Annotated in this window: 10 protein-coding genes and 1 pseudogene; 6 read left to right on the forward strand and 5 right to left on the reverse strand. The window is 62.6% G+C overall.

Annotated elements, in window-relative coordinates; all coding sequences use genetic code 11:
- The first annotated feature begins 2 nt into the window (after window positions 1-2).
- Window positions 3-760, forward strand: a pseudogene (locus tag ACOOEX_RS16490) (TIGR02186 family protein).
- 3 nt (window positions 761-763) lie between these two features.
- Entirely contained in the window at window positions 764-1,366 is a 603-nt protein-coding gene (locus tag ACOOEX_RS16495) for a pyridoxamine 5'-phosphate oxidase family protein (RefSeq protein WP_420395848.1), read from the forward strand.
- A gap of 92 nt (window positions 1,367-1,458) precedes the next feature.
- Here the strand turns inward: ACOOEX_RS16495 and ACOOEX_RS16500 are convergent, their stop codons facing one another.
- The 4 genes from ACOOEX_RS16500 to ACOOEX_RS16515 all read right to left on the reverse strand — a co-directional run bounded on the left by ACOOEX_RS16500 (window position 1,459) and on the right by ACOOEX_RS16515 (window position 6,815).
- Window positions 1,459-2,196 (reverse strand): SDR family oxidoreductase, encoded by a 738-nt coding sequence (locus tag ACOOEX_RS16500; RefSeq protein WP_420395849.1) that lies wholly within the window; start codon window positions 2,194-2,196, stop codon window positions 1,459-1,461.
- The gene (locus ACOOEX_RS16505) at window positions 2,193-3,722 is read right to left on the reverse strand and encodes an ATP-dependent DNA helicase (RefSeq protein ID WP_420395850.1); all 1,530 of its coding nucleotides are present in this window, start codon (window positions 3,720-3,722) and stop codon (window positions 2,193-2,195) included. Before ACOOEX_RS16505 ends, ACOOEX_RS16500 begins: the two co-directional genes overlap by 4 nt.
- A 302-nt stretch (window positions 3,723-4,024) precedes the next feature.
- Window positions 4,025-5,317 (reverse strand): crotonyl-CoA carboxylase/reductase, encoded by a 1,293-nt coding sequence (ccrA, locus tag ACOOEX_RS16510; RefSeq protein ID WP_420395851.1) that lies wholly within the window; start codon window positions 5,315-5,317, stop codon window positions 4,025-4,027.
- 112 nt (window positions 5,318-5,429) lie between these two features.
- On the reverse strand, window positions 5,430-6,815 hold the full coding sequence (locus ACOOEX_RS16515) for a 1-acyl-sn-glycerol-3-phosphate acyltransferase (protein ID WP_420395852.1): 1,386 nt from the start codon (window positions 6,813-6,815) through the stop codon (window positions 5,430-5,432).
- Window positions 6,816-6,936: 121 nt separating this feature from the next.
- On the opposite strand from ACOOEX_RS16515, the gene ACOOEX_RS16520 reads away from it, so the two are divergent.
- From ACOOEX_RS16520 to deoD, 4 genes are all read left to right on the forward strand, one after another.
- Window positions 6,937-7,557: a class I SAM-dependent DNA methyltransferase gene (locus tag ACOOEX_RS16520; protein ID WP_420395853.1), complete on the forward strand. Its 621-nt coding sequence runs from the start codon at window positions 6,937-6,939 to the stop codon at window positions 7,555-7,557.
- Window positions 7,558-7,696: 139 nt separating this feature from the next.
- A complete protein-coding gene (locus tag ACOOEX_RS16525) occupies window positions 7,697-9,664 on the forward strand; it encodes a methylmalonyl-CoA mutase family protein (RefSeq protein WP_420395854.1) in 1,968 nt (655 codons plus the stop codon).
- A 165-nt stretch (window positions 9,665-9,829) separates the two neighbouring features.
- Window positions 9,830-10,138, forward strand: a complete 309-nt coding sequence (locus ACOOEX_RS16530; protein ID WP_071689164.1) for an H-NS family nucleoid-associated regulatory protein — start codon at window positions 9,830-9,832, stop codon at window positions 10,136-10,138.
- A 152-nt stretch (window positions 10,139-10,290) separates the two neighbouring features.
- A complete protein-coding gene (gene deoD / locus ACOOEX_RS16535) occupies window positions 10,291-10,995 on the forward strand; it encodes a purine-nucleoside phosphorylase (RefSeq protein WP_420395855.1) in 705 nt (234 codons plus the stop codon).
- Window positions 10,996-11,080: 85 nt separating this feature from the next.
- On the opposite strand, the gene ACOOEX_RS16540 is transcribed toward deoD, so the two are convergent.
- Window positions 11,081-12,256, reverse strand: coding sequence for a type III PLP-dependent enzyme (locus tag ACOOEX_RS16540; protein ID WP_420395856.1), 1,176 nt, complete (start codon window positions 12,254-12,256; stop codon window positions 11,081-11,083).
- Window positions 12,257-12,485 lie beyond the last annotated feature (229 nt).

A 12,485-nucleotide genomic window follows, 5' to 3' on the forward strand; every position in this document is an offset into this window, starting at 1 on the left:
AGATCCTGCTGATCCTGGCCCTTGTGCTGGCCCCGCTCGCTTCCGCCGCGCAGGAGGAAACTGTCGTCGCTGGTCTCAGCCAGAACGAGGTGTCGATCACCGCGAATTTCAACGGCTCCGAGATCCTGATCTTCGGCGCGGTCGAGCGCTATACACCGGTGCCCGAGGGCAACCCGCTGGAGGTGATCATCACCATAGAGGGTCCCGACCGCCCGGTGACCGTCCGCCGGATGGACCGCCGTTATGGCATCTGGATGAATACAGAAGCGGTCGAAGTAGACGCCGCGCCCACATTCTACGCGGTGGCCACCACCAACCCGTTCCGCGAGGTGATCAGCGATACGAGGACCTGCGCCACCGCATCTCGATCCCCCGCGCGATCCGGGCCGTGGGTACCGAAACCGACCGCCAACGCGACTTCACCGATGCCGTGATCCGCATCCGCACGAATGAAGACCTGTATCAGGTTCTGGAAGGTGCAGTGACCCTGCGCAATGAAACGCTGTTCAACACCTCGTTTCGGATGCCCGCCAATCTGGTCGAGGGCGACTATACCGCCCGCATTTTCCTGACCCGTGGGCGAGAGGTCGTGTCCTCCTACGAGACCGCTATTACCGTGCGCAAGGTCGGGCTGGAGCGGATGATCTACACGCTCGCCCATGAACGGCCCCTGGTCTATGGGCTGCTGTCGCTGGCGATCGCCATCGCGGCTGGCTGGCTGGCCTCTGCCGTCTTCCGCTATATCCGAATGGGCGGCTGATAGATGAACACAATCGACACGATCAAGGCCTTGGAGGCACTCTATGACGCTCCGGTGCCCGCGTCGCTGACCAAGGTTGCCACCCGGATGACGCCGCTCTACCGGCAGTGGATCGAGGCCACGCGCTTCGTGGTGCTGTCGACCGTCGGCCCCGAAGGCACCGATGGCAGCCCGCGCGGCGATGATGGCCCCGTGGTGCGCATCATGGACGCGCAGACCCTTTGGTTGCCTGACTGGCGCGGCAACAACCGTATCGACAGCCTGCGCAATATCGTGCGCGACGGGCGCGTGAGCCTGATGTTCATGGTGCCGGGGTCAACCAACGTGGTACGTGTGAATGGACGCGCCGTGCTGACCACAGAGCCGGAGGTGACCCGCAGTTTCGAACAGCGTGGACAGCACCCGAAACTGGTGATCGTGGTGACGCTGGACGAGATGTATTTCCAATGCGCCAAGGCGATCATGCGGTCGGGCCTGTGGACCCGGGGCGATGACAGCGCTTTGGTGCCGACGGCGGGACAGTTCGTGAAGGAACAGGACACAAGTTTCGACGGCGAGACCTACGACGCCACCTATCCCGAATATGCGAAATCGCGGATGTGGTAGCGGGTGTAGGGTGGGCAGTTTGCCCACCATCACCGGGCTGACCTGGATCGAATGGTGGGCAAACTGCTCACCCTACAGCCGCTGGACCTTCCCTACCCCCGCCCGACAAACGGCATCTTGTTGGCCATTACCGTCAGGCTCGGCACGTTGGCCTCAAGCGGCAGGGTCGCCATGTACCAGACGGCTTCGGCCACGTCGCCCGCATCCATCACCGCCTCTGGCTTGGTGGACCCATCCGCCTGCCGCGCGCCGAGTGCGATGCCCTTGGTCATTTCCGTTGCCGCATTGCCGATGTCGATCTGACCCGCACAAATCCCGAGCGCGCGCCCGTCGAGATTGAGCGTCTTGGTCAGCCCGGATACACCATGCTTGGTGGTCGTGTAACAGACCGACCCGGGGCGCGGCACATGGGCGGAAATGGAGCCATTGTTGATGATCCGCCCGCCCGCCGGGTCCTGCCGACGCATCTGCGAAAAGGCAGCACGGGCACAAAGGAACATGCCGGTCAGGTTCACATCCAGAACCACGCGCCAATCGTCCAGGCTGATCTCGTCAATCGGCCCCGAAGGCCCGAAAGTACCCGCGTTGTTGAAAAGCACATCAAGCTGCCCGGCGCGGTCCACGATCTGGGCAAAGGCCGCATCAACCGCCGCTTCATCCGTCACGTCACAGGGCAGCGCGATGGCATTCTCATGCGCCTTGGCCAGGTCCTCCAACGGCTCCGCCCGCCGCGCCAGCGCCGCCACCGTCCAGCCCCGGTTAAGGAATAATTCCGCAACCGCCCGCCCGATCCCGGCACTGGCCCCCGTCACGGCAATCACCTTGCTCATCCCGCATCCTCCGCTTCCAATGTCAGGGGTGCCACCGGCACCTCCAGATCATCCGTCCCCAGAACCACCTGCGGCTTGGACAGCATGTAGCGCGTGATCCAGATCAGCCGCTCCTCTGCACGGGTGATGGCAACATAGGCCAGCCGTTTCCACAAGGCCTGACCGGCCTCAACCCGGCCCGCGCGGCTGGCGGCGTAGATATCCGGCGCGAAGACCTGCACATCCTGCCACTGACTGCCTTGCGCCTTGTGGATCGTCACCGCCGCCCCATGCAGGAAGGTGGCCCCCATGCGTGCGGCATAGGGAATGAACGGCTCCTCCTCGTCGGGCTTCTCGATCTTGACGATGGAGGCGGCGGAAAGCTGCGGGCTTTCCGCCCCCACCACATGCAGCCGCGAAAAGCCGGGCTTGCGGCCGGGGCCCATATAGACCACCTGCGCCCCCTTGATCAGTCCCCGCGCCTCCAGGTCGATGCGCTTCTTGCGGTGCTTTACCGGCAGCTCGATCCCGTCACAAATCAGCGGTTCGCCGGGCAAGAGCGCATCCTCGGGCGCGCCATGGGCCAGCCGAAAGGCCCGGATCAGCCGGATGCGCGTGGCATTGCGCCAGACCAGAACCGGACTGCGGGCCATCAGGTCGCTGTCGGCGCGCGGCGCAACCACCACGCGCGGGTCGCTGCGGGCGGCATCCTCGATCATCCGCTCGAACTCATGAAACTCCAGCGCCGGATCGCCGAGCGCATGGGCCAGGTCCAGAATGGGGTTATCCGCCTCCTGCCGGTGAATGCGCCCAAGCACCAGCCGTGCAGGCTCCGCCAGCTTGTCGAATACCATCTCGCCCGACTGGCCGACCGGCGCCAGCTGCGCCGGATCGCCGAACAGCACAAGCGCGGGGAAAATCTCGCGCAGGTCGTCGAACTGCTTTTGGTCGAGCATGGAGCTTTCGTCGACGAACCCGATATCGAGCGGATCTTCCCGCCGTTTCCAGCCGGTAATGAAATCCGACCCGCGCAGCCCCGCCGCCGCCAATGCCGCAGGCACCGACTTATGCGCGTCATAGACAGCCTTGGCCCGGTCGAGCGCCGCATCGGTCAGCGCCTCGATCTCGGGCCGCTCCCCCTGCCCGGCCAGCCATTCGGCCACCTTTTCATATTCCGGGTCATAGACGGGGGTATAAAGAATGCGGTGAATGGTGGTCGCGGGCACACCGCGCCGGCGCAGCACCGACGCCGCCTTGTTGGTCGGCGCCAGCACCGCCAGCGTCCGCCGCTCCCTGCGCCGCCTGCCCTCCCAGTCCCCCGACACAAGGTCCACACCGGCAGCCTCCAGCGCCTTCACCAGTTCGGCCAGCAGCATGGTCTTGCCGCTGCCCGCCTTGCCGATCACCGCCATGACCTGCGCCTTGCCCTCGGCGGCGGGCACCAGCGTCTCGGCATCCAGATCGACCCCCATGGACCGCAAGACCTCGGTCAAACGGTCATAGGCCGCGGCCTGATCTTCGGAATATGTAATGCTCTGCCCGGACATGCCCGCACCCTAGGCAAAGCCACGCCCGGGCACCACGGCGAAAACGCCCCCCCTTTCATCTTGGCAAAAATACCTCCGCCGGAGGCGTCCCGTCCGCGCCACAAGCGCGCGCCATCGACGGCAAACCGCCCTCTCCGATATCCCGTGGCAACGCGGGCCGAGGAGGGCCCCGAAGGGGCTTGACGAGGCTCGCCCCCCGGGTGACCGCGCCAGCGGGCGCAATCCTGGTCCCCAAAAGAAAACCGCCCCGGGTCTCCTCCTCCCCGGGGCGGCTTTGCCGAAACCTGAAACCCTTCCGCCGATCAGACGGTCGGACCGGCCTCCAGCACATCCTCCAGCGTGGTCAGCCCGGTGCGCGGGGCCTGCACCAGCACCGACATGTTTCCGGGCTTATGCTCGTTGCGCAGCATCTTCATATGCGCGTCGGGCAGCTCCGCCCAGGGGAAAACCTCGGACATGCAGGGGTCGAGGCGGCGTTCCACCATAAGCTGGTTCGCCGCCATGGCCTGCTTGAGATGGGCGAAATGGCTGCCCTGCAGGCGCTTCTGATGCATCCACATATAGCGCACGTCGAAAGTCAGGTTATACCCGGTGGTCCCGGCGCAGATCACGACCATGCCGCCTTTCTTCACCACGAAGGTAGAGACCGGGAATGTGCTTTCGCCGGGATGCTCGAAGACCATGTCCACGTTGACGCCCTTGCCGGTGATGTCCCAGATCGCCTTGCCGAACTTGCGGGCTTCCTTGAACCACTCGGCATATTCCGGCGTGTTCACAGTGGGCAATTGCCCCCAACAGTTGAAGTCGCGGCGGTTGATCACGCCCTTGGCACCCAGATTCATCACGAAATCGCGCTTGCTCTCGTCCGAGATCACGCCGATCGCGTTGGCCCCTGCCGTGTTGATCAGCTGGATCGCATAGGACCCAAGGCCACCCGAGGCACCCCAGACCAGCACGTTCTGGCCGGGCTTCAGGTCATGCGGCTCGTGGCCGAACAGCATCCGGTAGGCGGTGGCCAGCGTCAGCGTGTAGCAGGCGCTTTCTTCCCAGGTCAGGTGCTTGGGCCGCGGCATGAGCTGCTGCGCCTGCACATTGGTGAATTGCGCGAAAGAGCCGTCAGGGGTCTCATAGCCCCAGATCCGCTGCGAGGGCGAATACATCGGGTCGCCGCCATTGCAGTGCTCGTCGTCGCCATCGTCCTGGTTGCAGTGGATCACAACCTCGTCGCCCACCTTCCAACGCGTGACCTTGTCACCCACGGCCCAGACAATGCCAGAGGCATCCGAGCCCGCGATATGATAGGGTTGCTTGTGGACGTCGAACATGCTGATCGGCACGCCGAGCGAGGCCCAGACCCCATTATAGTTGACGCCAGCGGCCATCACCAGAACCAGAACTTCGTGGCTGTCCAGTTGAGGCACATCGACGACTTCGACCTGCATTGCCTTGTCGGGCTCGCCCTGGCGGTCCTTGCGGATGGCCCAGGCATACATCTGCTTGGGCACATATCCCATCGGGGGGATTTCGCCCAACTCGTAAAGATCTTTTTCAGGCGCGTCGTAGCTGGCGATCGCGGGGTTGCTGTCCAAGGCCATCAGCTCCTCCAGGATGTTTTTTCTGCGGCGCGGAATCATTCCGTGCTCATGCAGAAAGTCCTAATAAGGCCCGCGCAACTATGCAACCCGAAATTGGGGTGTTTGTGAAATATTATGTCGCGGCGGATTTTTGAGGCAGGATTTCCCCAGGAAACTCCCCCAGGATTGGGCTGACAGACCGCGCATAGAACGCCACCAGCCGCTCGCCCTCGTCGGTCAGGGCAAAGCTGTCTCCCTGCAACTGCAGCACGCGACGCCCCTGAAGGGTCTTCAACGCCGCCTCGATCGTGTAGGGAAGATCGCGTTTCGGCAGGAACACCGGCGCCCCGGCAGCCAGCGCCCTTTCGAAGCGGTCCTCTATGGCGGGCAGCAGCGCCTCCTGGCTGCGAATGCCGCTGGCCATGGCATGGGCGATCACCGGGAAGGGCACGACCGGCATCACCGACCCGATCCGGTCCATCAGATCCTGCCCGAGCGTTTCCGCATGTCCTTCGTGGTCTTCGATGAACTGCGCAAGGCTCATCGGTTCGCCAAAGCTGACCGCCGCCATGCCAAAGCGGCTGGCCTGCCCGGTCATTCTTTGCCAGATCAGCAGGCGCAGATAGCGAAAGATCGGCTTCAGCGAGAAACGGAAGCCGCGCCCGCCCTCGGCGTGGATCAGATTGCGGTCCTCCATGACGCGATCATAGTTGATCGCCACCGGCACGAAGACCACGTCACGGCTTTCACCGGGGCGGAACCCGTCGATGATGTAGGACAAAAGCCCCAGCTTGGGGTCGCGCAGCGCGCCGGTCCGGGTCAACCCGCCTTCGGGGAACACCGCCTGCGTCACCCCTGCCTCCGTCGCCATCTGGACATAGCGCGCCAGCACCTTGCGATAGAGCGGGTTGTTGTGACGGCGGCGAATGAAGTAGCCCCCAAGCATTCGGATCAGCGGCTGCAGGGGCCAGACCCGCGCCCATTCGCCCACGGCATAGGCCAGGGCGCTGCGGTCGGCGGCCAGCCAGGTGACCAGCACGTAATCCATGTTCGACCGGTGATTCATCACGAAGATCACCGTCTTATCCTTGCCGATCCCTTCCAGCGCGGCGGCATTCGCCGCCCCCACCCGCACCCGATACAGGGACCGGGACAGGAAACGCGCGGCGCGAATGGCGAAGGCGAAATAGGTGAAGGCCGAGAAGGAGGGCACAATCTCGCGCGCATAGCGTTCTGCGGTCTGTGCAGCCACGTCTTCGCGGATGCCTTTGTCCCGCGCATAGGCCAGCACCGCCTTGGCGACCTCCGGGTCGAACCGCAGTCGCAGGATCGTGTCGCGGCGGCGCGCCAGCTTGAAGGGTTGGATGGGATAGGACAGTTTCTGGTTCAGCCGTTCTACCGCGCGTTCCAGTCGGCGGCGCAGATACCAGCGAACCGATGGCATCAGGATCCGGTCCAACGCCGTGACCGCCGCAAAAAGCAGCACCAGAATCAGCAGCCACGCCGGAACTTGGATCATGTTCGTCATCCGGGGGACGGTGGCAGGAAACGCGGGGCGCTTCAATCGGGCTTGTGCAGGTCAGGGGGTTGACCGTGGCCCCGCGCCCTCAGCTAGACTGGCCCCGATCAGGAGGACAGATATGCCCAAACCCGACCTCGACAGCGCCTATGCGCTTGGTGGCAAGGAAGAGACCCGCGAATTCTACAAGGAATGGGCGGAAAACTATGACCAGACCTTTGCCGAGGACCGCGGCTATCGATCCCCGGGCGAGGTTGCGCGCCGGTTTCTTGCATCGGCAAAGGGGAATGAACCGGTTCTGGATGTGGGTGCGGGCACCGGCCTGATCGGTGAGGCCATGGCGGGGGTACAGATCGACGCGCTGGATCTGTCGCCGGACATGCTGGCGGTTGCGGGCCACAAGGGCGTCTATCGCAACCTCATCACCGCCGACCTCACCGGACCGCTGGATGTCGAGACTGCCAGCTATGGCGGCATCGTATCGTCCGGCACCTTCACCCATGGCCATGTTGGGCCCGTCTGCCTGCCGGAACTGATGCGCATTGCCCGGCCCGGCGCCCTGTTCGTCTGCACGGTCATTCCGGCGGTCTATGACAGCGCCGGGTTCGGGTCCGCACTGGCTCAGCTTGTGGCGAATGGGCAAATCACGCCGATCCGCTTCCATGAGTTCAGGATCTACGACAAGGCCGATGATGCCCATGGCGATGAACATGGGCTGATCATGGAGTTTCACCGGCTCTGACCCGCCAATGCAGATGCAGAATAGCAGCGCAGCATCTTTTCCGGTCTTGCCGCAATGCAGCGAGTTGACGGCGCATGAATATTCCCGATATACCCGGCCTGACGAAATAAGATTACCGATCCGGATTCGGAGGCCGCCCATGACCGCGACGCAAAAAGACCGCCCCTGGCTCATTCGCACCTATGCGGGCCACTCGACCGCCAAGGCCTCGAACGCGCTTTATCGCGGCAATCTGGCCAAGGGGCAGACGGGCCTGTCGGTGGCCTTCGACCTGCCCACCCAAACGGGGTATGACAGCGACCACGAACTGGCGCGCGGCGAGGTCGGCAAGGTCGGCGTTCCGGTCTGCCATCTGGGCGACATGCGGGCGCTCTTCGACCAGATTCCGCTGGAACAGATGAACACCTCGATGACGATCAACGCCACCGCGCCGTGGCTCTTGTCGCTCTATATCGCGGTGGCCGAGGAACAGGGCGCGGATATCTCGAAGCTGCAGGGCACGGTGCAAAACGACCTGATCAAGGAATACCTTTCGCGCGGCACCTATGTCTGCCCGCCTGCGCCAAGCCTGAAGATGATCGCGGATGTGGCGGAGTATTGTTACACCAACGTCCCGAAATGGAACCCGATGAACGTGTGTTCCTACCACCTGCAGGAGGCCGGGGCGACTCCAGAACAGGAGCTGGCCTTTGCGCTGGCCACCGGCATCGCGGTGCTGGACGCGCTGCAACCGCGCGTGAAGCCCGAGGATTTTCCGGCGCTGTGCGGGCGGATTTCCTTCTTCGTGAACGCGGGCATCCGGTTTGTGACCGAGATGTGCAAGATGCGCGCCTTCGTGGACCTGTGGGACGAGATCCTGCTGGACCGCTACGGCGTCGAGGACGCGAAGTTCCGCCGTTTCCGCTACGGGGTGCAGGTGAACTCCCTCGGCCTGACGGAACAGCAACCGGAAAACAACGTCTACCGCATCCTGATCGAGATGCTGGCCGTGACCCTGTCGAAAAAGGCCCGCGCCCGCGCAGTGCAGCTCCCTGCCTGGAACGAGGCGCTTGGCCTGCCCCGCCCCTGGGATCAGCAATGGTCGATGCGGATGCAGCAGATCATGGCGTTCGAGACCGATCTTCTGGAATATGGCGACCTCTTTGACGGCAACCCTGTGGTCGATGCCAAGGTCGAAGCACTGAAAGACGGCGCGCGGGCGGAACTGGCCAATCTGGACAGCATGGGCGGGGCAATTGCCGCCATCGAGTACATGAAGGGCCGGTTGGTCGAATCCAATGCCGACCGGGTAAACGGGATCGAGCGGGGAGATACCGTTGTTGTCGGTGTGAACAAGTACACGGAAACCGAGCCTTCGCCGCTCATGGACGCGGATGGCGGGATCATGACCGTCGATCCCGGCGTGGAGGCCGACCAGATCGACCGCCTGAACGACTGGCGCTCCGACCGGGACAACGAAGCCGTCAAGGCGGCACTGGACGCCCTGCGCGCTGCCGCCTCTGCCGGTGACAACATCATGCCCGCCTCCATCGCCGCGGCAAAAGCCGGGGCCACCACCGGCGAATGGGCCGGCGTCATGCGCGTGGTCCATGGCGAATATCGCGGGCCGACCGGCGTGTCGCGGGCCGTTTCGAACAAGACGGAAGGGCTGGAAGATATCCGCGATGCCGTAGATGCCGTGTCCGATAGCCTTGGCCGCCGATTGAAATTCCTCGTCGGCAAACCCGGTCTCGACGGCCATTCCAATGGCGCAGAGCAAATTGCCTTCCGTGCCCGCGATTGCGGAATGGAGATTTCCTACGAAGGCATTCGCCTGTCACCGCAACAGATCGTGGATGCCGCCAAGGCCGAAGATCCGCATGTGATCGGCCTGTCGATCCTGTCGGGAAGCCATATTCCGCTGATCAGGGATGTGATGGCCCGATTGCATGCCGAGGGGCTTGGCCATATCCCTGTAATGGTGGGCGGCATCATTCCGGAAGAAGATGAAAAGACCCTGCTTTCCAGCGGCGTGGCACGGGTTTACACCCCCAAGGATTTCGAGCTGAATCGCATCATGATGGATATCGTACAGCTCGTCGCGCCCCCAGTTGCCGCTGCGGAATAAGCAGACCTGTCCAATTGGACAGTATAGCCTGTCCATTCAATGGAATGATTATTAACTATTGCCCCAAGGGCACCTGTACTTTTGGACAGGTGCTCCTATTTTATATTGAATACGCAGTTTCAGGTAATTAACACGGTAATTAGTCACACGCGGGAGAAGTTAAAAATGGCAATCGACCTCGATTCGATGTCCAAAGAAGAATTGCAATCGCTCAAGAAGAATGTCGACAAGGCTCTGACAAGCTTTGAAAAGCGGCAACGGGAAGCAGCCCTTGCCGCTGCCCAAAAGGCCGCGCAGGAACATGGTTTCTCGCTCGACGAAATCCTTGGCAAGAAGGCCGCCGGGAAAACATCTGTCCCGAAATACCGCAACCCCGACGACGCATCCCAAACCTGGAGCGGCCGCGGTCGCCAACCGGCGTGGTACAAAAGCGCCATCAATGCCGGCACCGATCCGTCCGATCTCGAAATCTGAGTCACGGATCAATCCTGATTGATCAACCACCCCGGGCCTTTCAATAAATTGGCTCGGGGTGTTGCGTTTCCAGGCATTCGGAAAATGAACATTCATCTTTCCTAACCAATGGCCCTCGGGCAAGGTGGCGTCAGTCACATACAGGGTTTCCAATGACCATTCATATCAGCGCCGCCCCAGGAGAGATTGCCGAAACCGTCCTGATGCCAGGGGACCCCTTGCGCGCCAAATGGGCGGCCGAAACATTTCTGGACGATCCGGTCTGTGTGAACCAAACGCGCGGGATGCTTGGCTTTACCGGGCACTGGAATGGCAACCGCGTCACCATTCAGGGATCGGGCATGGGCATGCCAAGCCTGTCAATCTATGCCAACGAACTGATCCGCGACTATGGGGCCAAGACGCTCATCCGGATTGGATCGGCAGGGGGAATGCAACCGCAGGTAAAACTGCGCGATGTTGTTCTTGCAATGACAAGCTCAACGCTTTCCACACCCTCTCGCGGTATCTTCAAGGAATTGAACTACGCCCCTTGCGCGGATTACGGGCTGCTTCAGGCGGCCCATGCCGCCGCCCGGAAGCTGGATTGCAGGGTGCATGTGGGCGGGATCTATTCCTCGGACGTGTTTTACGATGAGCGCCCCGATCTGAACGAACAGATGACCCGCCACGGTATTCTGGCGGTCGAGATGGAAGCGGCGGAGCTCTACATGCTGGCGGCCCGTTATGGCTGCAGGGCGCTTGCGGTTCTGACCATCTCGGACCACCTGCAAACGCACGAGGCGCTGCCGGCGTCGGATCGACAATCCAGCTTTGCGGATATGGTGCAGATCGCCCTGGAAGCGGCGTTTGCCTGACACAGGAAGGCTTTCTTGACAAAAGCCTTTGGGCCCGACGCGGGCGGGGGGCCGCGTTTATAACCCCCTGCCCGCTCCGATCAGATCAGATCACGACCACATCAAGCGGCGGGAAGCCGTTGAACCCGACCGAGGCGTAGGTCGAGGTATAGGCCCCACAGCAACGGATCACGATCCGGTCGCCCGATTGCAGGCTGAGCGGCAGGAAGACCGGGCGCTTCTCGTAAAGCACATCGGCACTGTCGCAGGAGGGGCCTGCCAGAATGCAGGGGCCCATGGCGTCATCGCCATCCCGTTCGGTGATGAACTGGTAGCGGATCGCTTCGTCCATGGTCTCGGCAAGGCCCGAGAACTTGCCAATATCGAGAAACACCCAACGGTGCAGGTCCGTGCGTGCCTTGCGCGACACCAGCAGCACTTCGGCCGCGATGGCGCCAGCCTCGGCCACGAGACCCCGTCCCGGCTCTGCCATGATCTGAGCGACATCGCCGAAGCGGTCGGCAATCAGGCGGCGCACTTCCGCGCCATAGACTTCCGGCCCATCCACTTCTTCACCATAAAAGGCCGGGAAACCGCCGCCGATGTTCAGCAGACGGGGCGAGAACCCGGCCTTCTGCAACGCGCGCCAGCTGCCAGCCACCTCATCGAGAATACCCGCCCACATGGAGGCCCGGCGGGTCTGGGACCCCACATGGAAGGACAGGCCAACCGGGTCGAGCCCCAGCATCACCGCATGTTGGAACAGGTGCAGCAGATTGGACCGGGCACAGCCGAATTTGCGGGTCAGTGGCCAGTCGGCTTCGGAAAATTCAACGATCAGGCGAAGATAGACCTGCGCGCCGGGGGCGTGGGCCGCGATCTTTTCCAGCTCTTCCTCGGCATCGGCTGCGAAGAGGCGAATGCCCCGTGCGTAGGCATAGGCGATGTCGGCGGGTTTCTTCACGGTGTTGCCGAAGGAGATGTGGTCCGGCGATGCGCCCTGGTCCAGGCACAGCTCCACCTCGGCGCGGCTTGCAGCATCGAACCCGGACCCAAGCGACACGAGACGCGCGATGATTTCCGGGGCCGGGTTGGCCTTGACTGCGTAGTGGATATGCGCATCGCCAAGCCCACGGGACAGGGCAGCATAGCGATCGGCCACCGCCTCGGTGTCAATCACGAGGGTCGGGCGCTCGAAGCGGTTCGCTGCAATGAAGGTCTCGGCACGGGAACGTGCGGCGACGGCGATAGAATCCGAGAAATCGGTCAACATAGCGGTCATGGTCATCTCCAACAGACCTGGCCCATCAAAGGGCGGCAAAGTTCAAGTTCGGAGACGTTACCGTCGCTACGTAACTGCGGCAGTCGAAACCACCCATGACAGAGGCGCGTGCGTTGGCGTCTTGTGCGGGGGCGTTTGGAGCTTTTACTGATTCATTGCAAGAATTTTATTGGCCGTGGCCGAAGTTTTTTCGGCTTCGGTCAGGCACAGTTTTGATCAAGTTTTCAAG

The sequence above is a fragment of the Nioella sp. genome, from assembly GCF_965215655.1.
In the GTDB taxonomy this organism is placed as follows: Bacteria; Pseudomonadota; Alphaproteobacteria; order Rhodobacterales; family Rhodobacteraceae; genus Nioella.

What these genes read in the sequence shown, in the direction of transcription:
- ACOOEX_RS16495 (WP_420395848.1), top strand. Translation starts at nt 764, where the DNA reads ATGAACACAATCGACACGATCAAGGCCTTGGAGGCACTCTATGACGCT.
- ACOOEX_RS16500 (WP_420395849.1), bottom strand. Translation starts at nt 2,196, where the DNA reads ATGAGCAAGGTGATTGCCGTGACGGGGGCCAGTGCCGGGATCGGGCGG.
- ACOOEX_RS16505 (WP_420395850.1), bottom strand. Translation starts at nt 3,722, where the DNA reads ATGTCCGGGCAGAGCATTACATATTCCGAAGATCAGGCCGCGGCCTAT.
- ccrA (WP_420395851.1), bottom strand. Translation starts at nt 5,317, where the DNA reads ATGGCCTTGGACAGCAACCCCGCGATCGCCAGCTACGACGCGCCTGAA.
- ACOOEX_RS16515 (WP_420395852.1), bottom strand. Translation starts at nt 6,815, where the DNA reads ATGATCCAAGTTCCGGCGTGGCTGCTGATTCTGGTGCTGCTTTTTGCG.
- ACOOEX_RS16520 (WP_420395853.1), top strand. Translation starts at nt 6,937, where the DNA reads ATGCCCAAACCCGACCTCGACAGCGCCTATGCGCTTGGTGGCAAGGAA.
- ACOOEX_RS16525 (WP_420395854.1), top strand. Translation starts at nt 7,697, where the DNA reads ATGACCGCGACGCAAAAAGACCGCCCCTGGCTCATTCGCACCTATGCG.
- ACOOEX_RS16530 (WP_071689164.1), top strand. Translation starts at nt 9,830, where the DNA reads ATGGCAATCGACCTCGATTCGATGTCCAAAGAAGAATTGCAATCGCTC.
- deoD (WP_420395855.1), top strand. Translation starts at nt 10,291, where the DNA reads ATGACCATTCATATCAGCGCCGCCCCAGGAGAGATTGCCGAAACCGTC.
- ACOOEX_RS16540 (WP_420395856.1), bottom strand. Translation starts at nt 12,256, where the DNA reads ATGACCGCTATGTTGACCGATTTCTCGGATTCTATCGCCGTCGCCGCA.